Genomic DNA, 450 nt, shown 5'->3' with positions numbered 1-450 from the left:
ACCCTGGCCTACCGCGTCGCCCGCCGCCTGCTCGCCGACCCCGACAGGGTCTCGCGCGCGCCCGGCCTCGACATCGCCGCGGGCGATCCCGTGACGGCCAAGATCGCGGCGCTCTCGCACCCGAACCTCGTGGCCCTGCGCCGCCACCGGGTGCCGACCGCGAAGACGCTGCCGACCAGGATCCCGGTCGACGCGGTGCGCAAGGCGCTCGAGCTGTTCGGCTCCACCGCGGGCAATGCCGGCTACCGCATCTGCATCGTCGACAGCGCCGAGGACCTGAACGCCAACGGCGCCAACGCGCTGCTGAAGATGCTGGAGGAGCCCCCGCCCCGCGCGCTGTTCCTCATCGTCAGCCATGCGCCGGGCCGGCGATCGAGATTGTAGGTCGCGGCCTCGCGCGCCGTACGGCCGAACTTCTCACACACCTCGACCAGGGCCGCAAGGCGCGCC

Annotated in this window: 1 pseudogene; it reads left to right on the top strand. The window is 73.1% G+C overall.

What is annotated here, in order from left to right:
- Positions 1-369 (top strand): annotated as a pseudogene (locus tag FV223_RS29870) (XRE family transcriptional regulator); the annotation flags it as partial.
- Positions 370-450: the final 81 nt, after the last annotated feature.

Origin of the sequence: Methylobacterium sp. WL116 (assembly GCF_008039455.1) — a bacterium.
Taxonomy (GTDB): domain Bacteria; phylum Pseudomonadota; class Alphaproteobacteria; order Rhizobiales; family Beijerinckiaceae; genus Methylobacterium.
This window is presented reverse-complemented; position numbering and strand designations above follow the sequence as displayed.